The sequence below is a fragment of the Shewanella sp. SM95 genome (assembly GCF_025653595.1).
In the GTDB taxonomy this organism is placed as follows: Bacteria; Pseudomonadota; Gammaproteobacteria; order Enterobacterales; family Shewanellaceae; genus Shewanella; species Shewanella oncorhynchi.
In genome coordinates this window covers 140,786-161,782 of the sequence record NZ_JAKKSE010000002.1, presented here as the reverse complement: position 1 = coordinate 161,782, position 20,997 = coordinate 140,786, and the positions used below count along the sequence as shown (strand labels likewise).

Annotated in this window: 19 protein-coding genes; 9 read left to right on the top strand and 10 right to left on the bottom strand. The window is 45.5% G+C overall.

All coding sequences use genetic code 11. The annotated features are described in order from the left end of the window. The first annotated feature begins 310 nt into the window (after positions 1-310). From zwf to L5M29_RS03520, 4 genes are read left to right on the top strand one after another with little or no spacing between them, the layout of a single operon-like run. Positions 311-1,783, top strand: coding sequence for a glucose-6-phosphate dehydrogenase (gene zwf, locus L5M29_RS03535; protein ID WP_028759998.1), 1,473 nt, complete (start codon positions 311-313; stop codon positions 1,781-1,783). 9 nt (positions 1,784-1,792) lie between these two features. Beyond that, positions 1,793-2,491, top strand: a complete 699-nt coding sequence (gene pgl / locus L5M29_RS03530; protein ID WP_263145701.1) for a 6-phosphogluconolactonase — start codon at positions 1,793-1,795, stop codon at positions 2,489-2,491. Between the two features lie 24 nt (positions 2,492-2,515). Further along, a complete protein-coding gene (gene edd, locus L5M29_RS03525; protein WP_198573512.1) occupies positions 2,516-4,342 on the top strand; it encodes a phosphogluconate dehydratase in 1,827 nt (608 codons plus the stop codon). A gap of 20 nt (positions 4,343-4,362) precedes the next feature. Beyond that, positions 4,363-5,004 (top strand): bifunctional 4-hydroxy-2-oxoglutarate aldolase/2-dehydro-3-deoxy-phosphogluconate aldolase, encoded by a 642-nt coding sequence (locus tag L5M29_RS03520; RefSeq protein ID WP_028759995.1) that lies wholly within the window; start codon positions 4,363-4,365, stop codon positions 5,002-5,004. A gap of 187 nt (positions 5,005-5,191) precedes the next feature. Here the strand turns inward: L5M29_RS03520 and L5M29_RS03515 are convergent, their stop codons facing one another. The 3 genes from L5M29_RS03515 to L5M29_RS03505 all read right to left on the bottom strand — a co-directional run bounded on the left by L5M29_RS03515 (position 5,192) and on the right by L5M29_RS03505 (position 8,578). Then, positions 5,192-6,541, bottom strand: a complete 1,350-nt coding sequence (locus tag L5M29_RS03515) for an anti-phage deoxyguanosine triphosphatase (protein WP_071939812.1) — start codon at positions 6,539-6,541, stop codon at positions 5,192-5,194. Between the two features lie 25 nt (positions 6,542-6,566). After that, entirely contained in the window at positions 6,567-7,154 is a 588-nt protein-coding gene (yfbR, locus tag L5M29_RS03510) for a 5'-deoxynucleotidase (protein WP_115334657.1), read from the bottom strand. Positions 7,155-7,363: 209 nt separating this feature from the next. Continuing rightward, the gene (locus tag L5M29_RS03505) at positions 7,364-8,578 is read right to left on the bottom strand and encodes a pyridoxal phosphate-dependent aminotransferase (RefSeq protein WP_105252462.1); all 1,215 of its coding nucleotides are present in this window, start codon (positions 8,576-8,578) and stop codon (positions 7,364-7,366) included. 753 nt (positions 8,579-9,331) lie between these two features. Between L5M29_RS03505 and L5M29_RS03500 the strand changes: the two genes are divergently transcribed. Beyond that, entirely contained in the window at positions 9,332-10,714 is a 1,383-nt protein-coding gene (locus L5M29_RS03500; protein ID WP_113939692.1) for a Na+/H+ antiporter NhaC family protein, read from the top strand. A gap of 296 nt (positions 10,715-11,010) precedes the next feature. Next, positions 11,011-12,345 carry a glutamine synthetase family protein gene (locus L5M29_RS03495; protein ID WP_168825244.1) on the top strand — a complete coding sequence of 445 codons (1,335 nt, stop codon included), beginning with the start codon at positions 11,011-11,013 and terminating at the stop codon, positions 12,343-12,345. A gap of 146 nt (positions 12,346-12,491) precedes the next feature. Here the strand turns inward: L5M29_RS03495 and efp are convergent, their stop codons facing one another. The 6 genes from efp to L5M29_RS03465 all read right to left on the bottom strand — a co-directional run bounded on the left by efp (position 12,492) and on the right by L5M29_RS03465 (position 16,329). Next, positions 12,492-13,052 (bottom strand): elongation factor P, encoded by a 561-nt coding sequence (efp, locus tag L5M29_RS03490; RefSeq protein ID WP_105252465.1) that lies wholly within the window; start codon positions 13,050-13,052, stop codon positions 12,492-12,494. Positions 13,053-13,097: 45 nt separating this feature from the next. Beyond that, the gene (earP, locus tag L5M29_RS03485) at positions 13,098-14,279 is read right to left on the bottom strand and encodes an elongation factor P maturation arginine rhamnosyltransferase EarP (protein ID WP_263166245.1); all 1,182 of its coding nucleotides are present in this window, start codon (positions 14,277-14,279) and stop codon (positions 13,098-13,100) included. 85 nt (positions 14,280-14,364) lie between these two features. After that, on the bottom strand, positions 14,365-14,892 hold the full coding sequence (fldA, locus tag L5M29_RS03480; RefSeq protein ID WP_006081576.1) for a flavodoxin FldA: 528 nt from the start codon (positions 14,890-14,892) through the stop codon (positions 14,365-14,367). Positions 14,893-14,946: 54 nt separating this feature from the next. Beyond that, positions 14,947-15,219 carry a LexA regulated protein gene (gene ybfE / locus L5M29_RS03475; RefSeq protein WP_006081577.1) on the bottom strand — a complete coding sequence of 91 codons (273 nt, stop codon included), beginning with the start codon at positions 15,217-15,219 and terminating at the stop codon, positions 14,947-14,949. Positions 15,220-15,229: 10 nt separating this feature from the next. Continuing rightward, on the bottom strand, positions 15,230-15,451 hold the full coding sequence (locus tag L5M29_RS03470) for a DUF2788 domain-containing protein (protein ID WP_006081578.1): 222 nt from the start codon (positions 15,449-15,451) through the stop codon (positions 15,230-15,232). Between the two features lie 101 nt (positions 15,452-15,552). Beyond that, positions 15,553-16,329 (bottom strand): alpha/beta fold hydrolase, encoded by a 777-nt coding sequence (locus L5M29_RS03465; protein ID WP_263166244.1) that lies wholly within the window; start codon positions 16,327-16,329, stop codon positions 15,553-15,555. A gap of 298 nt (positions 16,330-16,627) precedes the next feature. Between L5M29_RS03465 and seqA the strand changes: the two genes are divergently transcribed. Beyond that, positions 16,628-17,170 (top strand): replication initiation negative regulator SeqA, encoded by a 543-nt coding sequence (seqA, locus tag L5M29_RS03460; protein WP_219250445.1) that lies wholly within the window; start codon positions 16,628-16,630, stop codon positions 17,168-17,170. Between the two features lie 73 nt (positions 17,171-17,243). Continuing rightward, a complete protein-coding gene (pgm, locus tag L5M29_RS03455) occupies positions 17,244-18,896 on the top strand; it encodes a phosphoglucomutase (alpha-D-glucose-1,6-bisphosphate-dependent) (RefSeq protein ID WP_263166242.1) in 1,653 nt (550 codons plus the stop codon). Between the two features lie 112 nt (positions 18,897-19,008). Here the strand turns inward: pgm and msrA are convergent, their stop codons facing one another. Beyond that, a complete protein-coding gene (gene msrA, locus L5M29_RS03450) occupies positions 19,009-19,488 on the bottom strand; it encodes a peptide-methionine (S)-S-oxide reductase MsrA (RefSeq protein ID WP_028759985.1) in 480 nt (159 codons plus the stop codon). 330 nt (positions 19,489-19,818) lie between these two features. Between msrA and astE the strand changes: the two genes are divergently transcribed. Then, positions 19,819-20,853: a succinylglutamate desuccinylase gene (gene astE / locus L5M29_RS03445; protein ID WP_028759984.1), complete on the top strand. Its 1,035-nt coding sequence runs from the start codon at positions 19,819-19,821 to the stop codon at positions 20,851-20,853. Positions 20,854-20,997: the final 144 nt, after the last annotated feature.

The following is a 20,997-nucleotide window of genomic DNA, read 5'->3' as shown; positions in this document are numbered from 1 at the left end:
GCGTATGTCCGCTAAATTGAGAATGTAATTTTATTTATTTTTATTTCGTGGGAGCAGATCAAGACTGGCGGCCCACTAATAGACTCTATGTAGTAACTTTTCAGTACAATTTTGAAATAAGACTTTACTACCTTCAGTAATTTAAGCACAAAAAGCATATCAGATTTATGCAGCAAGTGACTAGTTAGCTAGAATGTTAATATTTATAAAAATAGATGCATTTAACAAATTCTGTTGTTATATTACAACAAAAGTGTGGATTTCTTCATCGACATGAAGGGACACGACATACAAAGGAGATCGTAACGCAATGGGCAAAACAACATCAGGCGCCAAAGCTTGTGACTTCGTACTCTTTGGTACTAAAGGCGATTTGGCACGACGCAAGTTGTTACCTTCTTTATACCAGCTAGATAAAGCTGAACTTCTCGATAAAGATACGAAAGTGATCGGTGTCGCGAAAGACGAGTTTACTCAAGATGAGTTTATCGAATTAGTCACGCTTGCATTAAACACCTTCGTGAAAGAGCCTTTGTGCGAAGAGACTCTCCAACGTTTCCTGTCCCGCTGCCACTATATAGGCACTAACTTTACCGATTCAGCGGGCTACAGTGCCTTCCATGATCTGCTCAAACCAGAAGAGCGCGTGATGGTCAGTTACTTTGCTACGCCACCTGCAATATTCGGCGACATTTGCCGTTGTTTGCATGAACAAGATCTTATCCACCCAGATTCACGAGTGGTGCTCGAAAAGCCCATCGGCTCAGATTTAGACTCTTCTCGCGTCATCAATGACCAAGTTTCCGCTTACTTCAAAGAACGTCAGGTTTACCGTATCGACCATTACTTAGGTAAAGAAACCGTACAGAACTTGATTGCCCTGCGTTTTGCGAACTCTTTATTTGCCTCTAAGTGGGACAACCGTACGATTGACCACGTCCAGATCACAGTCGCAGAAGAAGTGGGTATCGAAGGCCGTTGGGGTTACTTCGACAAAGCGGGTCAGATGCGCGATATGATCCAAAACCATTTGCTGCAAGTGTTAACGCTCGTTGCCATGGACCCACCTGTTAACTTAGACGCTGACAGCATCCGTGATGAAAAAGTTAAAGTGCTTAAATCACTGCGTCCGATTAATTCAGACAATGTGTATGAAAATACCGTACGCGGTCAGTACAGCGCAGGCTTCTTAAAGGGCAGCCCAGTCCCGGGTTATTTAGAAGAAGAAGGCGCCAACCTTCAATCACACACAGAAACCTTCGTGGCTATTCGTGTGGATATCGACAACTGGCGTTGGGCGGGCGTGCCTTTCTATTTACGTAGCGGTAAACGTATGCCGTTTAAGAGCTCTGAAATTGTGGTGTATTTCAAAAACCCACCGCATAACTTATATCGCTCAAGCTACCGTAATCTGCCACCGAACAAGCTGACGATCCGTCTGCAGCCCCATGAAGGGGTTGAAATCCAGATGATGAACAAAGTGCCAGGTTTGGAGCAAAAACAACGTCTACAAACCACTAAACTCGATTTGAGCTTCTCCGATACCTTTAAAAATGAACGCATCGCCGATGCCTATGAGCGTCTATTACTCGAAGCTATGCTCGGTAATCAAGCGCTGTTCGTGCGCCGCGACGAAGTCGAGCAGGCATGGACTTGGGTGGATGGCATTATCCAATCGTGGGAACAAAGCAACGAAAAACCAAAACCTTATCCTGCGGGTACTTGGGGTCCAGTTGCGTCAGTTGCTTTGATCACCAAAGATGGCCGTTCGTGGGACGAGTAGGAGACTTTGATGATTAAAGAAACCGTATTCAAATCTTTCGATACGCCAAGTGCGTTAGAACAACAGCTTGCGAATAGAATTGCGAGCCAGTTGCAGGAAGCCGTCGATGCCCGCGGAAAAGCCAGCTTAGTGGTTTCCGGTGGTTCGACGCCGCTTAAGTTATTTCAACTATTGAGCATGAAATCCATCGATTGGAGTGATGTTTATATCACGCTTGCCGATGAGCGCTGGGTTGAAGCCGACGCCGATGCTTCTAATGAGCGTCTCGTGCGTGAACATTTATTACAAAACCGTGCGGCGAATGCCAAATTCCGCGGTTTAAAAAACATGTTTTCGACCGCAGAAGCGGGCGCCGATATGGCCGCCGAGTCCTTGTCTAACTTCCCACGTCCTTTTGATGTGGTGGTGTTAGGCATGGGTAACGATGGTCATACCTGCTCTTGGTTTCCCTGCAGTGCTGAGCTTGAACATGCGCTCACAACCCAAGCCCTGTGTGTGGCGACGAACCCCACCACAGCGCCCCATGGTAGAATTACGCTCTCTAAGAGTGCGATTCTGAACAGCAGACAAATTTATCTGCACTTGGTCGGGGAACAGAAATTATCCGTATATCGTCAAGCGTTAGAAAGTGATGATGTCCATGCTATGCCTATCAGAGCCGTATTAGCGCAGCGTAAAACGCCCGTTGATGTGTTCTGGAGCGCTTAAGGAGTCACTATGCACTCAGTAGAAATACACTCAGTAGTTCAAGCTGTTACCGACAGAATTATTGCCCGTAGCAAAGCGTCACGTGAAGGTTATCTCGCCGCATTGAATGATGCCCGTAACCATGGTGTACACCGTAGCTCATTGAGCTGTGGCAACTTAGCCCATGGTTTTGCCGCCTGTAATCCAGACGACAAAAATGCATTGCGTCAATTGAATAAAGCGAACATCGGCATAGTGACGGCATTTAACGATATGTTATCTGCGCACCAACCCTATGAAAAATATCCTGAATTGCTTAAAAAAGCCTGTCAGGAAGTCGGCAGTGTTGCACAAGTGGCGGGCGGTGTTCCGGCCATGTGTGATGGTGTGACTCAAGGTCAACCCGGTATGGAATTGAGCTTACTGAGTCGTGAAGTGATTGCGATGGCAACGGCTGTGGGTTTGTCTCACAACATGTTTGATGGCGCTTTACTGCTCGGCATTTGCGATAAAATTGTTCCAGGTTTACTTATCGGCGCCTTAAGTTTTGGTCACTTACCTATGTTATTCGTGCCGGCAGGGCCGATGAAATCAGGTATCCCGAACAAAGAAAAAGCCCGTATCCGTCAACAATTTGCCCAAGGTAAAGTGGATCGCGCGCAACTGTTAGAAGCTGAAGCCCAGTCTTACCACAGTGCGGGAACCTGTACTTTCTACGGCACGGCAAACTCGAATCAGTTGATGCTTGAAGTGATGGGCCTGCAGTTACCTGGCTCGTCATTTGTGAATCCTGATGATCCACTGCGCGAAGCGTTAAATAAGATGGCAGCTAAGCAAGTGTGTCGTTTAACCGAAATGGGCACCCAATATACCCCAATAGGTGAAGTGGTCAGCGAAAAATCTGTGGTTAACGGCATAGTCGCGCTATTAGCGACAGGCGGTTCAACTAACTTGACGATGCACATAGTCGCCGCGGCTCGTGCTGCCGGTATTATTGTGAACTGGGATGATTTTTCTGAATTATCCGATGCTGTACCATTAGTGGCGCGCGTGTATCCAAACGGTCACGCCGATATTAATCATTTCCATGCAGCCGGTGGCATGGCGTACTTAATCAAAGAATTGCTCGATGCGGGTTTATTGCATGAAGATGTGAATACCGTTGCGGGCTTTGGTTTACGCCGTTATACCCAAGAGCCAAGGTTGCTCGACGGTGAACTGCGCTGGGTCGATGGTCCAACGACTAGCTTAGATACTGAAGTGTTAACGTCAGTCGCATCACCTTTCCAAGGCAACGGTGGCTTGAAATTACTCAAAGGTAATTTAGGCCGCGCTGTGATTAAAGTGTCAGCAGTACAAGAACAACATCGTGTCGTTGAAGCGCCCGCTGTGGTGATTGACGATCAAAACAAACTCGATGCCTTGTTCCAAGCCGGTGCTTTGGATAGAGATTGTGTTGTGGTGGTTAAAGGTCAAGGCCCGAAAGCTAACGGTATGCCAGAACTGCACAAGTTAACCCCATTATTGGGAACGCTTCAGGACAAAGGCTTTAAAGTCGCGCTGCTGACCGACGGTCGTATGTCTGGCGCGTCGGGTAAAGTCCCTGCGGCCATTCATTTAACGCCAGAAGCATTAGATGGCGGTTTAATTGCCAAAGTCCAAGATGGCGACTTGATCCGTGTCGATGCGTTAACTGGCGAACTGAGCTTGCTTGTATCTGAAGCTGAACTTGCCACCAGAGCCGCGGGAATTGTGGATTTACATCGCTCACGTTATGGCATGGGCCGCGAGTTATTTAGTGCGCTACGTTCAAATCTAAGTAGTCCAGAAACTGGTGCGCGTTGTACTAATGCCATCGATGAACTTTATTAATACAAAGGAAGAATAACGCAATGCTTGAGAATAACTGGTCACTACAGCCACAAGATATTTTTAAACGCAGCCCTATTGTTCCTGTTATGGTGATTAACAAGATTGAACATGCGGTGCCATTAGCGCGAGCACTGGTTGCAGGCGGCATTAGCGTGTTAGAAGTGACTTTGCGTACGCCTTGTGCACTCGAAGCTATCACTAAAATCGCCAAAGAAGTGCCAGAGGCCTTAGTGGGCGCGGGTACTATTTTAAATGAAGCTCAGCTTGATCTTGCGATTGCCGCTGGTGCGCAGTTTATTATTACCCCAGGTGCAACGGTTGAACTGCTCAAAGCGGGTATGCATGGTCCAATCCCTTTAATTCCAGGGGTTGCGAGCATTTCAGAAGTGATGACGGGGATGGCGCTCGGTTACACCCACTTTAAATTCTTCCCAGCTGAAGCTTCGGGTGGTGTTGATGCTCTTAAAGCCTTCTCGGGTCCGCTAGCGGATATTCGCTTCTGCCCAACAGGTGGTATTACGCCAAGCAGCTATAAAGATTATTTAGCGCTGAAAAACGTCGATTGTATTGGTGGTAGTTGGATTGCGCCAACGGATGCAATGGAACACGGCGATTGGGATCGTATCACTCAACTTTGTAAAGATGCCATTGGCGCTTTATAAATCGAGTTTGAAATAGTGACAAAATAAAAAACCACCGCGAGGTGGTTTTTTGTCTTTTATCTTTCACATTTTGATAAAGAACGGCTGTGATAGCTGACTCTGTAGAAAGTCGGGGTTTTTACAGTAACACGAGCATTTACAAACAGTCTGGCTTTATAGAAAGCCGGGCTGCGAAATGATCGCTTGCCTACATTTCCTTGCTCAGTTCCACATTTGAGCCGGCTTTTGGGCTAAATAGCTGTTGATACAGTCTGCCTGCAAACTCATCTGTCATCCCCGAAATATAGTCCGCCAACACTCTGTGACTGTTTAAACCTTGTTGCTCACTTTCACGCCAGCGCTCTTGGGTGTTCAGTGGCAGTAAACGCTCGGGATCGGAAGCGAAGGCTTCGAATAATCCCATCACAATCTGCTGGCCCTTATATTCGAGCATTTGGATCTCAGGTTTACGGATCACGTATTTATAAACCAGTTGCTTGAGCACATTGAGCGCAATGGCAAATTCTGGCTCTAACGTCGCATTAAAGCGCAATAATGGCTCTTCGAACACGTCATCTTCTGAGATAACAATAGCGGTGACAAAGCCATTAACGAGTGTGCCTATGGCATCTTTACGTAGGTGATGCTCATGGGAAAACAGCTTATTGCCAATATCGGCAAGCTCTTGTCGTATCCACGAATCGCCACTGTTGGTCAGTGTCGGCGCAACATCTTGATGCCACTGGGATGCCGTGACTATACCCATCACGATCGCATCTTCGAGATCGTGCACCGCATAGGCGATATCATCTGCCAGTTCCATAATCGAGCAATCGAAGGATTTAAACTGAGTGCGCAGATGTGGATAGTGGTGCAGGGCGGGGTGTGATCCTTGCTGCGTCGATGTAAAACGACTGCGGTCTGCCTCAGATAACGGCTCAAGCACCCAAGCGAAGATGTCGTTATCATCGTCGAAAATGCCCTTAACCGGCGGCCATTGTGACGGCTTGAGCTGTCTATGGTTGGTGATTTCGTTATGCTCGCCCGCGACAAATAGCTTCGAGTGCGGCGCGGGGTATTTCAAAATCCCGAGCATGGTACGCCGACACAAGTTCATCCCGAAATCTAATGTGTAGGGCTCAAGCTTAGAGAGAATTCGAAAAGTTTGGCCATTGCCTTCAAAGCCGCCGTGGTCGCGCATCATGTAATTCAATGCCACTTCGCCGCCGTGGCCGAAGGGAGGATGACCAATATCGTGGGCTAAACATAAGGACTCTAATAAGCTCATAGAGCAAAGCAGCTGCTTATGCTGTGGATATTTGCGTCTGAGCTGGGCTGCTATGCCAGTGCCAATTTGCGAGACTTCGAGTGAGTGGGTTAATCGAGTGCGATAGAAGTCATTCATGCCAACGCCGAGCACTTGCGTTTTGGCCTGCAGGCGGCGAAAGGCGGCCGAGTGGAGAATACGCGCCCTGTCTCTTTGGTAAGGGCTGCGGTGATCGTTACGCCGTTGTTTATCTTCACCATGACGGCGTTCTTGCCAAACACTTGAAGTCATATGCATTCCTAGCGAGAGTGGAAAATCAAAGCATCTTGTTAATTTCGTCTAAATTCAAGGTGAAACTGGGCACAAAGCAGCTCATAAAATACTGTACTGCGGGATCAGGATTTGTCGCCAGCATATCTTCGAGACGCTTACGGGCGGTATTGAATTCACTGTTGCCGGCGCGGTTTTCTTCAAGACATTTAAGGTAAGCGCACAGAGTATCGGCGGATTTCACTATGGTCTTGTAAATGGGATCGGCGTAATCACTGATGAACAGACTGCGATAATCTTCTTTAAATTCCTCAGGCACCATATCCAGCATGCGCTGCTCGGCAATCGCCTCAATCTTTTTATACTCGGCTTCGATTTCTTTGTTGAAGTATTTCACCGGCGTCGGTAAGTCACCCGTGAGGATTTCACTGGCATCGTGAAAAATCGCCAGACTTGTAGCTTGATGGGGATCAAGCGTCGTGCCGAACTTTTTATTGCTGATGATCACCAGTGCATGGGCCACCATGGCGACTTGTAGCGAGTGTTCTTGAACATTTTCAGTGCGAACGTTGTACATCAAAGGCCAGCGTTGGATAAGTTTCATTCGAGCTAAATGGGCAAATAAGTGACTCATAGTTTTCCTGCTAAAGAGTGAAATCGGAAGGCGACAAGCTGCAATGGAAGACATGAAACGAGTGAGTAGGCAGTATTGACGCTAGTGAAGTCTTAGATTATCACAGCCTTGGATGACACGTGAGTATGAGCGTAGAGGATTTAAAGAAATAGCTAAAAATAAAGCGATCGCTAGGATCGCTTTATGTCTCAAACCGTTAAAGGGATATTTTACTGTCGATAGTTTTCGAGGAAGGCCCCAAACTCGGTAAATGCTTTCTTCAGATCTTCTTTATAGGGCAAGAAAACCACTCGTAAATGGTCAGGCTCAGGCCAGTTAAAGGCCGTGCCGTGCACTAACAGAATTTTCTTTTCTCTGAGTAAATCCAGCACTAAACGCTCATCATCCCTTAGGTTGAATTTCTTCATATCCAGTTTCGGAAAGGCATAGAGTGCGCCCTTTGGTTTTTTAACGCTCACACCTGGAATTTGGTTAAGTAATTCGTAACAGGCATCCCTTTGGACTGTGAGGCGGCCATTAGGCAAAATAAGCTCGTTAATACTCTGATAACCGCCGAGCGCAGTTTGAATCGCATGTTGATTGGGCACGTTTGCACAGAGGCGCATCGAGGACAGCATCTCTAAGCCTTCGATGTAACTTTTAGCAGCCTTAAGATTGCCAGATAACATCATCCAACCAACACGAAATCCTGCTGCACGATAAGCCTTTGATAAACCGTTAAAAGTAACAGTTAAAATATCATCTGATAGACCCGCAGCAGGAATATGCTTGGCTTCATCGTATAAAATTTTATCGTAAATTTCATCGGCAAAAAGGATCAGATCATGTTGACGACACAGTTCAACCACTTGCAGCAGTAATTCTCTGCTGTATACCGCTCCGGTTGGGTTGTTCGGGTTAATCAGCACTATGCCGCGGGTACGTGATGAAATTTTACTTTTAATGTCGTTGAGATCGGGGAACCAGTCCGCTTCTTCATCGCAGCGATAATGCACAGCCTTGCCGCCCGCGAGATTCGCCGCTGCTGTCCACAGGGGATAGTCTGGTGAGGGGATTAAGATCTCATCATCGGTATTTAGCAAGCCTTGCATTGCCATCATAATGAGTTCTGAAACGCCGTTACCTATATAGATATCTTCAATATCGACACCAAAAATCCCTTGGGCTTGATAATGCTGCACTATGGCCTTACGGGCAGAGAATAATCCTTTTGACTCACAGTAGCCTTGGGCACTGGGTAAATTGAGGATCACATCGCGCACAATTTCTTCAGGCGCTTCGAAACCGAAGGGGGCCGGATTACCAATGTTGAGTTTGAGGATTCGATGCCCCTCGTCTTCTAAACGTCTGGCTTCCTTGTGCACTGGGCCGCGGATGTCATAGCAAACGGTATCCAGCTTGTTGGATTTGATGATAGGGCGCATTTACACCTCGGAACATGCATAAAGTTTTGGCTTAAGTTAGCGCACCATAACGAAATTTCATTGCAGATGAAAGGGGGGATAAGCACAGAATTGCGCTTTTTTTATAAATATCCCTCAGTTAAATATGCTTTAACAGTCGATTAAAGAAATCTGAACAAGTTTTATGTTCTGATATTGGCATGATTTTAAGATTGTTTATCTATTGGGTTGGTAGAGGAATCTTGTTTATGTTTTTTCATTTCGAAAGATGAAAATGCGTTTTCATTAGCTGACTCATATTTGATTTCTCTATATTAGCCATATTAATCGTGACAGAAGAAAATGTATTTTAGCTGATACTTAATGGTTGATTTTTAATCAGATGTTTTTGATAAGGTAAACTTATGCCGCGGCATTTTATCTTGTGATAATTAGGCATATTTATTGAATGCTTATTAAGCTAAGAAGATCATAAATGTTTAAGTTACAATGGCGTTAAAAGTCTTCTAGATTATACGGTTATGTAAAATTGTCTCGCGGGAAATAAATTTATTTTCTATCAAGTTAAATTTATAGTTGACTCAATATTCGATGCGCTTTATTTTCTGCGCGATGTTTTTGGCAAGGCACCTTAGATAGCAAGCAATTCGCGGGTTTTATCTTCAGGGTTAGTCATCATGAAGCAGCTGTGTTGACGTTCTAAATCGTGTTGATTTCAGACGTTATTCTAAAACCATTTGCCTTTTAGGCGATTTATTTAGAGGACCTAAGTGCATGTCTGAACCGACAGCGTTAAGTCTCATTCCACCTTTGGTGGTATTGGTGTTAGCTATTTGGTTACGCCGTCCTATTTTATCTTTGATCATAGGTGCGGTAACCGGTTTCCTGTTACTCGATCCCAGTCAAGTCTTAAACAATTTTGCTAGTGTGTCATTGAAGGTTATGGCCGATGAAACCATAGGTTGGTTGATTCTGGTGTGTGGTGGTTTTGGCGCGCTCATCGCACTTTTAGTACGAACTGGCGGCGCATTAGCGTTTGGCCGCAATGCACTTAAATTGGCGAAAGGACCTAAATCTTCCCTATTAATGACTTTTATCCTTGGGATCGTGATTTTTATCGATGACTATCTCAATGCGTTGACCGTGGGTGAAACCATGAAGCGTGTAACGGATAAATTTAAAGTGTCCCGTGAAATGCTCGCCTATGTCGTGGACTCCACCGCCGCGCCCGTGTGCGTGTTAGTGCCATTATCGACTTGGGCGGTATTTTTTGGTGGATTACTGGTGGATAACGGTGTGGCAGCCGAAGGTCAAGGCATTGCAGTTTATATGCAAGCCATTCCTTACATGCTTTATGCTTGGTTAGCTGTGGCTATGGTGCTACTTGTCGCATTAGGTATTGTGCCCGCCATTGGTCCAATGAAGACTGCGCAGCTGCGCGCTGCCCAAGGTGAACCCGCGGAAGCGCAAGTGGATTTCGACCAAGTGCAAACTTCGGATGAATATGCAGTTAAAGCCATAGAAGAGGAATTTAAGCACGCCGATAATCAGGGCAAACTGCATAACTTTTTAGTGCCCATTGGTTTATTAGTTGCCTTTACCGTGTACTTTGATATCGACGTGTGGAAAGGCTTGCTGGCGACCTTAGTTATCACGATTCCTTATTATGCAGTGCAGCGCTTGATGCCATTTTCAGAGATGATGGACCAAATGATCGATGGCTTTAAAAGCATGCTACCGGCCATTAGCACTGTAATTGCGGCGTTTGTGTTTAAGGATGTGTGCGATCAGTTGTTACTGCCGCAGTATGTCATTGAGTCATTAAGCCCATTTATGACACCTAAATTGCTGCCTGCGGTAGTGTTTTTATCTATGGCTATACTCGCGTTTGCCACAGGTTCGAGCTGGGGTATATTTGCCGTGACGATTCCTATCGTGATGCCATTAGCGCAAGCGGTTGGGGCGGACATCCCATTAGTCATTGGGGCCTTATTGTCTGCATCATCATTTGGTAGCCAAGCGTGCTTCTACTCAGATTCAACCGTATTGGCCGCCCAAGGCTCAGGTTGTAACTTAGTGAGCCATGCTGTGACTCAGTTACCTTATGCACTTATCGCAGCAGTAATAGCATTTATCGGCTTTATTGTGATTGCATAACTTCTGTCACGATTAATATAAGAAACCAGCTACGGCTGGTTTTTTTATGTCTGCCGTAATTAGGTTAGACGGCTAGAGTGAGTAAAAGGTGAATAAAGAGTGATGAGGCTTGAACTAGGATAAACACGATTACACTGTAAAATGAAGATTTTCAACTGATGTCAAATTATATTTTACGAAATTGTCATTTATATTTTACATATTTCATCATCGCCATGTAGCTTTTCAAATCAAAGCCTGATTATACTTTGCATCCTTCAGGGCATTATTTTCAACATTAGTGGCAAACGAATCAAATGGACTCAACTCTTCTTACTGCGTTTTTCGAGCACGGCACAATACGTGATGTCGAGTGTTTATTCCCTGATATTTCAGGCTATCCAAGGGGAAAGCTTATGCCAGCCCGAAGTTTTGCTCAGGGTGCTGAATTACGTATTGCCCAAGCGATTTCGATGCAAGCGATTACCGGTGAGTATTCCTACGATCCTGTTTTCCCTGATGCTGATCCTGATCTTTTACTCGTCCCCGATTACAGCACCCTCAAGATGATCCCATGGAGCACAGTGCCGCGCGCATTTGCCATCCATGACTGCGTATTACTGGATGGCAATTTATGTCCATTTGCGCCGCGCTCTATGTTAAAAAATGTGTTGGCCCGTTACCAAGCCCTTGGGTTAACGCCCGTGGTGGCCCCTGAGATTGAGTTTTATCTTACGGAGGCCAATACCGATCCGAGTGTGCCGTATCAGGCACCCATTTCAAAAAGTGGCCGAGCTGAAAATGGTCAATCCGCGTTTAGCATGAATATGCTCAATGAACTCGCACCATTTTGGGATGAGTTTAATGCCGCTATCGATGCGATTGGGATTAAAGGCGATACTTGGATCCATGAAATGGGGCTATCGCAATATGAAATTAACTTAGTGCATGGCGATCCGCTGGCCTTAGCGGATCAAGCCTTTATGTTTAAATACGCGGCGAAAGAAATCGCCATTAAACATGGCTTGAATGCAATTTTTATGGCGAAACCCATAGCGGGTCAACCCGGCAGTTCTATGCATTTACATCAAAGTGTCGTCGATGATAAAGGTAATAATATTTTCAGCCATGCTGATGGTAGCGACACTGACCGTTTTCACCACTATATCGGCGGATTACAAAAGTATCTACCTGATTTAATGTTGTTATTCGCACCCAATATCAATTCATTTAGACGTTACATTTCCGGCAGTCAAGCGCCGATTAATTTAAGTTGGGGCGTTGATAATCGCACCACTGGCTTACGTGTGCCATTAAGTGCTCCAGTAGCGAGACGGGTAGAGAATCGCATTGCGGGCGCCGATGCTAATCCGTACCTGATGATTGCCGCATCTTTGGCAGCGGGCCTTGCCGGAATGGAAGAAAAATTATCGCCAAGTGCACCAGAAACTGGGAGCGCTTATGAGAGCAGCCATGACCTCGCGCAGACATTTTTAGCTGCGTTAACGCAAATGCGCCAAAGTGATTCGGCACGACGCTTACTCGGGGACGATTTTGTCACTGGCTTTGTATCGGTGAAGGAAATTGAATTCCAAAGCTATTTGAGTGAGATAGGGGCTTGGGAGCGACGTTTCTTAGGGCCGCAATGCTAACGCTTTTATGAATAAGGGAATTATTACTTATAAAAGTTTTAACCCCTTAAATGACTCAAGAGTCTTAAAAATGAGTGACTAAAAAACAGCAACAAAAAAGCCAGTGCAAGCACTGGCTTTTCTTCGTCTGGAAACGAGAAGGGCGATTAAACGCGCTTCTTGAATTCACCAGTACGAGTGTCGATTTCAATTTTGTCGCCTACTTTCACGAAGTCTGCAACACTTACTGTGCCACCGCCAGTGATAGTCGCTGGCTTCATCACTTTACCTGAAGTATCGCCACGAGCTGAAGGCTCAGTGTAGATCACTTCACGGACGATAGTGGTTGGCATTTCAACAGAGATAGCTTTGCCATCATAGAAAGTCACTTGGCAAGTTTCTTCCATACCGTCAACGATATAAGCCGCTGCATCACCTAGGTTTTCAGCTTCTACGTCGTATTGGTTGTATTCTGCATCCATGAATACAAACATAGGATCTGCAAAGTAAGAATATGTGCAGTCAAGACGATCTAGGATGATGTCTTCTAACTTATCTTCACCTTTGAAAGTCGTTTCAGTACCAGAGTTAAGCAGTAAGTTTTTCAACTTTAACTTAACGATAGCAGCGTTACGGCCAGAACGAGTTGTTTCAGTTTTCTGCACAACCCATGGGCTGCCATCTAACATGATCACGTTACCAGGACGGATTTCATGAGCAGTTTTCATTACACTATTTCCTATATTTAGATTTTTCTGTTTTCGCGCAGTATCTTAGCTGTTTTTAACGAACTGAACTAGTCGAGTAGCGAGATCTGCAGCATTTAATGCATTAATTGGCCATTGTTTAGCATGGTGATGCAACAAGGGCAAATTAACAGGATTAAGGTTTTGCCAGTTAAGGCTCACGGCTGATTGCTGTGCTTGGTTGAACGCGAGATTCAATTCAGACCAATAACAAGCAATTTTAGGTGGCAGATTATCGCAGTAAAGTTTGAGAAAAGCTTCTAATTTTACGAGGTGATAATCATCTTCTTGGGGATAAATGTGCCAAATGAAGGGTTTTGCGGCCCATTGGGCACGTAAAAAGGAATCTTCACCGCGCACGATATTAAAATCACAGCTCCAGAGCAGGCGATCAAACCCCTGTTGGTCAGTCATAGGTAAAATATGCAGGGTTAAATTGCCATGATTTATCTGTTGACCCGGCACTAGAGCGGCAATTTCACATGGCAGTAAATGCGTCAGACTGTTTAAGCTACGCCCCTTGGGGATCAGCGCATGGATTTTTTCTACTGATTGCTGCCATAACTCACATAATGCGGGTAGCGCCTCGGTCTCATAGCTAAAAACGCTAATAACAGTGTCTTGTGCCTGAATGTCCTTAAGACCTAGATTAGTAAAAAGCTGCAATTTATTGGCAGTATCAGCTTGCCAAGCATCACGCTCGGTAAACAACTTTTGCTCGCAAATGAGTCCACCCGTTTTGGCGCTAAAACCGGGAAAGTAGAAATACTTCTTCAAACCATTGGCTTGTAACGATGGCAAACCATGGCAGCCTTCAACCCAATCTTCAGCACTTAAATACTCTAAATTCAGCCAGACAGGTACAGATTTTGGGGCGTTCTGATGTAAATAAACCAGCTGCGCTTTTACCTGTTCGGGTAATTCACAGGCAAAGGCTTCGATGAGCACAGCTCCTGCAACAAACTTTATAGGCAAAGGCTCTTTCCAATGAATAATATTCACACCATTGAAGGTTTGAGTGGCTTTTAGTGGATCGAGTGTCGGTAAGATATGCGAGAAGCTTGCGAGGTCATCGACCCACAAATTAACGGGGATCTGATACTCATTGGCTATTTGTTTGGCTAAACGCCAAGTGACGCCAATATCGCCGTAGTTATCAACGACGGTGCAAAAAATATCCCAGTGATTAGAGCGGGCTGTGTTGGTCATGAGTGTGGTATGTCGTTATTCTTAGTCAGAAATATATGCATAAAAAAAGCGGCGTTAAGCCGCTTTAATCAAATGGTTAACAGAATTAATCTTCTAATTCAGCTAAACACATTTCTTCGTAAATTTGCTTAACCCAAGCATCAACACGTTCTTCAGTCAGCTCTGGCTGGCGATCTTCATCGATACCTAAACCAATAAAGTGGTCGTCATCGACTTGACCTTTAGAGGCTTCAAAATTGTAGCTTGCAGTTGGCCAATGGCCGATGATGATGCCACCACGGGCCTGAACAATATCGCCAACCATGCCCATGGCATCAAGGAAGTACTCAGCGTAGTCTTCTTGATCACCACAACCAAAAATAGCGACAAGTTTGTCAGTAAAATCAATTTGCTCTAATTCAGGGAAGAAATCATCCCAGTCACATTGCGCTTCACCGTAATACCAGGTCGGGATGCCGAACAGCAGCAAGTCATACTCTGCAATCTGTTCTTTGGTACTTTTGGCGATATCTTTCACCTCAACCATTTTTTTACCCAGTTTTTTCTGGATCATCTTGGCTACAGCTTCGGTGTTACCTGTGTCGCTACCGAAAAAAAGACCTACAGTTGCCATTGTCTATCCTTTAATGTCTAGTTCACTTATTAGGTTAATCTTGCTGGTACTCGTTCAGCACTCAACTTGTTGCTGAAGAATTAATTCGATTAACTGGCTACGGCTGATGTTACTGGCCAATGCCTGCTCATTCAAGGCGTCATACAAATCTTGTGACACCTTTAACTCTATTCGCTTTAATCCGTTGGCTTTATCGCGCTGGATTTGATTGCGTTTGTTGACCTTAAGCTGTTGGCTACGGGACAAAGGATTGCTACGTGGTCGGCCCCGGCGCTTTTCGTTGGCAAAAAGGTCAATAGTGGTTCTGTCTGTCGCTTCTTTTGCCATGTTCTTATTGTTAACCGATCCCTGAGCCTTCCCAAGTGATCTGGATAATACCTTTTACAATAAACCCGGCGCAGCCGAGAAATAACACTAACCAAACAATAAATCGACCAAATTTTGGCACGTTACCTTGTTTAAGCACATCGTGGATGGCCATGCCGATAAAGAAAAATATCGAGGCAAAAAACAGGTTCAGGCCGATGGTTTCAATTTGTTCCATGTACTGAGATAACATACTTTCTTAGTCCTTGAGAGTGTTCTAAGGCCAAAAGAGGCGCGAATATATCACAACAAGATGGCGGCTGCCATATGCTTTCGGTCGAGTTTGCTGCTGATTTACATTGAATGTTTGTCAATAAATTCAGACACGATCCGGTTAAAAATGACGGGTTTTTGCGCATGCAACCAATGACCACATCCTTCAAGTGTTTTTGCCTGTGCCGCGGGGAATTGCGCCATGATAGCGCTTCTGTGCTCGCTAGTGACATAATTTGAGTCGCCGCCGCGAATAAACAGACTTGGTCCAGCATAGCTTTGTACTGGATTTAGTGTCTGATTTTGCCAGCCAATAATATTAGGATAACAAGCCTTTAGGCCACTTAAGTTCATTTTCCAACGAAAGCCAGTATCAGTGCGTTGTAGATTTTTGAGTAAAAATTGTGCCGTTGCTTCGTCAATACCATTGTCAATTAAGTGGTTTAGGGCAAAGCGTCTGTCGGTATGGCCTTCTAAGGGCAGGCTTTCTAATGCCGCAAACACTGTGTCGTGTCTTGGCTCATAGGCGACGGGGGCGATATCGGCTGCCACCATGCTGATAATGCGCTCTGGAAAGGCTAACGCCGTCGCCATGGCGATTTTACCGCCCATGGAGTGACCCACAATATGGGCGCGTTCAATAGCCAGTTCGTCGAGCAAGCTGATCATTGCAGTGACGAGGCGAGGGTAGTCCATTTGATCCCAATGCTCACTTAAACCATGATTGGGCACATCGACACGAATAACTTGATACTGATTTTCTAATACTTGCCCTAGACCTTTGAGGTTATCTAGATTACCGAACAAGCCGTGGATCAAGAGCACTGCGGGTCCTTGGCCTGTGGAAACAAAGTTCATGGTGATTCCTGTTGGAGATTTTTAGCTTAGCGTGACGCGAATTGTGCCCTTAATGCCGTTGGCTTGACAAGTCAGTTGCCATTTCTATAGTGGGGGCGGCCAGTAACTTGTGTGCTTTTTCGGCAATTGTCGATTAACTGCTAGTTTGCTGTGCTATTTCCCGCACTTTTAGAATAATGGCGCTTTATCAGATTGATAGAGATAGATACACTGGTAACAGATCGCAATGATCTGCCCCGATCGCTGTGGTACACTTTTTTCGGTTAAGCCTGTCGAATAACAAAGGATAATTAAGGTTATGAAATATATCGAAGTAGATGAAGAGCTCTATCGTCATATTGCCAGCAAAACAGAACGTATTGGTGAGAGCGCCTCTGACATTCTTCGTCGATTACTCGGCCTGTCCGTCGATGCGGTCGAACAACCCCAGCCTTTGGCGATTAGCCAACCGAGCCTTGAAGCTGAACCTATTCAGCCCGTCGCGGCGCAAACAGTGCCAGCAGTGAATGATTTTAGTCGCTTAGTCGATGAACATCAGTTATCGCAGCAAAAAGGCGCAGTAGGGCGTTTTCTGTTTTTGCTCGAAAGTTTGTATCAATTAGCCCCAGAGCAATTCTCACAAATTCTGCAGATCCAAGGGCGCGATCGTTTGTATTTTGCTCGCTCTAAGGAGCAACTGCTCGAAGCGAGTGCTTCGGCTAACCCAAAAGAAATTGGTGCAAGTGGTTTCTGGGTAACGAGTAACAACAATACCGCCAAGAAACGCACTATTTTATCGGAAGTTTTAGTGCAATTTGGTTGTGATGCGACAGTCGCAGCGGGCATCGCCGAGCGCGTTTAATCCGCGGGTGAGCCAAGTTAGTACGACATTTTTCTACTTTTTCTAATTGTAATTGAGTGCAGGAGAGCCATAGGTGGCAATACATCAAAGGGCAGGACAAATCGCTAATCAGACGGATCTGGTCAATATTCCAAAACTGATGAGCCATTATTACAGCATCACGCCAAATATGGATGACGTACAACAACGCGTCACCTTTGGCACTTCTGGGCACAGAGGCTGCGCCTTCAATGGCAGTTTTAACCAACAACACATTTGGGCGATTACCCAAGCTGTGGTGGATTATCGCCAATCGGTGAATATCAATGGGCCGTTGATCCTCGGGATTGACACTCATGCGTTATCCTACGCCGCTTATTTATCGGCCATTGAAGTGCTGGCGGCAAATAAAGTCACAGTGAAAATCCAACAGAACGATGGATTTACGCCAACGCCAGTGGTTTCCCATGGGGTGATTTGCGCCAATCGCGAAGCCAATATTACGGGTGCGGCATTGTCCGATGGTTTGATCATTACGCCTTCCCATAATCCTCCTCAGGACGGTGGCATCAAGTACAATCCACCCCATGGTGGACCGGCCGAAGGTAATATCACGGCTTGGATTGAATCGCGGGCCAATGATTACTTGCGCCAAGCGTTAGCTGGCGTGCAAAAATTAGCGTATGCCAAAGCGCTGGCATCAGGCTATGTTAACGCCATTGATTTGATCACGCCCTATGTGGCTGATTTAGAAAATGTTATCGACATGCAGGCGATTGCCAACGCTAAGCTGCGTATCGGCGTTGACCCGCTCGGTGGTTCAGGGATTTTCTATTGGGCACCGATTGCCGCGCGTTATGGGCTCGATATCACCTTAGTCAATGATAAGGTTGATCCAAGCTTTAGCTTTATGCCGCTGGATAAAGACGGCAAAATCCGCATGGATTGCTCATCTCCCTACGCGATGGCCGGGTTACTCGCCCATAAAGAATCCTTTGATTTATGCCTTGGTAATGATCCCGATTATGACCGTCACGGCATAGTTTGCCCTGGTACGGGTTTGATGGATCCGAATCATTATCTTGCGGTCGCTATTGATTATTTACTGACACACAGACCAGATTGGAGCGATACCTTAGCCATAGGTAAAACCTTAGTATCGAGTGCGCTTATCGATAAAATCTGTGCTTTCCACGGCAAAACGTTACTCGAAGTGCCAGTGGGCTTTAAGTGGTTTGTCGACGGTTTAGCCGAAGCCACAATCGCCTTTGGCGGTGAAGAGAGTGCTGGCGCGGCATTTTTACGCCGTGATGGCTCTACTTGGTGTACGGATAAAGACGGTTTTATTCTAGGGTTACTTGCGGCAGAAATTCTTGCGGTGACAGGTAAAACCCCAGGTCAGCGTCACCAAGAGTTAGTAAAACAATTTGGCCAAAGTTTCTATAAGCGTATCGATAGCCCAATCAGTCTTGAAAACAAAGCCAAGTTTGCTTTGCTCAATGCCGATACCTTAAATGCCACTGTGCTTGCAGGTGAGACAATCGAAAACGTGTTAACCCATGCGCCAGGCAATAATGCGGCGATTGGCGGCATCAAAGTTACCACAGCTAATGGGTGGTTTGCGGCGCGTCCATCGGGCACTGAAGCGTTATTTAAAATCTACGGCGAAAGTTTTATCAGTGAGCAGCATTTGGCTGAGATCATCAAAGATGCGCAGGCATTAATTGATAAGGCGCTAAACGCTTAATGCAGTAGTAGGTTTATAAAGTATCAAAAACAAACGCACTCAGATTTGAGTGCGTTTTTGTTTGTGTCTAATTCAGCTGTGAGTAGTTGATCTCATGCTGATTTGACCGTATTTAGTACTCGATATGACAACTCGGTAAGTTATTCTTATCGATGTAATTTTGATGATATTCCTCAGCAACATGGAACTGTTGCAATGGCACAATTTCAGTGACGATATGGCGTAATCCCCAACGCCCCGAGCGGGCAAAAGCTAATTTTGAGGCTTCTGCGGCCGCTTTTTGCTCTCGGTCGTGGAAGAAAATGGTGCTGCGATATTGAGTGCCAATATCTCCGCCTTGCATGTTCAGACTCGTTGGATTGTGGTTTTTCCAAAATACATCGAGCAAGTCTTCATAACTGACAAGGGCAGGGTCAAATTCCACTTGCACCACTTCGGCATGGCCCGTTTTGCCTTTTTTGACTTCTTCATAGGTTGTCGCCGCATTATTGCCGCCCATATAGCCGCAGGTGGCATTCGATACGCCGTTCACTTGTCTAAAAAAATACTCTACGCCCCAGAAACAGCCGGCACCAAAGGTTGCTAACGCCATAATTAAATCCAATAGAAGTCTAGATGGCTAAGAATTGTGATAAAACTTGAGTGCAAAAGCAAGCCTCAAGCTGGAATATTTATCATGGGAAATTCTTAGGGAATGTCCTAAGAATTTAACAATCAGCTTAGTTGAATGTCATTCCGCTTAAAACTGGGTCCTACGGCAATAAATGTCTGAGAACAGCACTAAAAACATGTGTTAGTATTGAAGCCGTTTTTTAGGTGCGAGTGAGACTAACCGCGGTGAGATAAATGCTTAAGTGGTTATTACTGCCTGTACTTATGCTATTGCGCCAATACTGTTACACATCATTATAAGGAGAATTCTGTGTTACAAGCTCTGTTAGATTCAAAGGATTTTTTAGCGCTCACCTTAGCCCATCCTGAACAGTTCGATGGCGAATTTTCATTTAACTTAGGCGATCATACTCAAGTGGAAGTGTGGGATACCGGTGTTATTGTTTTCGAACCAATACAGAATGAAGGAAAAGATATTGTGCTTTCCTGCGGTGTTCACGGTAACGAGACCGCGCCCATTGAACTCTGCAATAGCTTAATTAAACAACTTCTACAGCAAAAGATCATCGCAAAGCAGCGCACTTTATTTCTCATTGGTAACCCATTAGCGATTAATAACGGCACGCGGATTATTGACGAAAACATGAATCGTCTATTTAGTGGTGAGCATTCCAATCCACCAGGGTTAGTGAACCCTGAGCGAGTACGCGCGAAAAAACTCGAAGCCTATGTCGATCGTTTTTATACTGCGGTTGCCGATGGACGTCAGCGCATCCATTATGATTTGCACACGGCGATGCGCGCCTCGAAGCATGAAAAGTTCGCTATCTATCCCTATCGTCCAGGGCGCGCCTTTAGCGGCGAGCAAATTATGTTTTTAGCCGCAAGCGGCGTCGATACAGTACTTTTCCACCACGAACCGACCACGACCTTCAGCTATTTTTCTTCTGAACGTTACGGCGCTGATGCCTTTACCATTGAGCTTGGTAAAGTGTATCCCATGGGGCAGAACGACATGACGCGTTTTATCGCCACCCATGAAATGTTCATGCGCTTGATCACCGCTAAGCCGTTGGAGCTAGATGCATTTGATGCCGATAAGGTCAACTTGTACCAAGTGTGCCGCGTTATCAATAAACATTTCGATGATTTTGAATTTACCTTCGCAACGGATGTCGAAAACTTCAGATCTTTCCCGAAGGGCTTTGTTTTAGCGCGGGAAGGTGGGCAAGAAATTAAAGTGGAGCACGAGTTTGAGTCTGTCGTGTTCCCTAATGCCAAAGTGCCTATTGGTAATCGCACTGTGATTTGCCTGATTCCTGCCGTGAATGCGGACGTGCGTTAGGCTTGTAAAGCAATATATACATGCGTGGCAGGGATAACTTGTGGTTTGAGCTATGCCAATGGTTGATAGGTAGTTTACGTTAACGTAATGTTCGTCGGGCATATTCGTATAAACAGACGCATCAAAACGCTTTGATGCGTAATG